At 63.0% G+C, this 289-nt stretch carries 1 pseudogene; it reads left to right on the top strand.

The features are described from left to right. Positions 1-130 (top strand): annotated as a pseudogene (locus ACQ4LH_RS21620) (cobalamin-binding protein); the annotation flags it as partial. Positions 131-289 lie beyond the last annotated feature (159 nt).

Here is a 289-nt window from a genome sequence, read left to right as displayed (position 1 = left end):
CGGAGATGTGTATAAGAGACAGCCGCAGGTTAGCGTGGAGGCGGTGCTGCAAGCGAACCCTGAGGTGATACTGGCCGGCGTGCAAGGGCAGCTGGACGCCTGGCGCATCTGGCCGGGTGTTGCGGCGGTTGAGCGKAAGCMGCTSTKKTTCACAWCTGRCGCTGYCGCCGGMGCSCCCCCAGGGGRKGATTCGGTGGGGGGGGGCGCCCCTAAAAAAAAAAAAAACAAATTAGGTGATANGCTGGACGCCTGGCGCATCTGGCCGGGTGTTGCGGCGGTTGAGCGTAAG

The organism is Pseudomonas peli (assembly GCF_050563605.1).
GTDB classification, from domain to species: Bacteria; Pseudomonadota; Gammaproteobacteria; order Pseudomonadales; family Pseudomonadaceae; genus Aquipseudomonas; species Aquipseudomonas peli_A.
The sequence above is the reverse complement of the archived record's forward strand: the minus strand, read 5'-3'. Positions and strand labels throughout refer to the sequence as shown.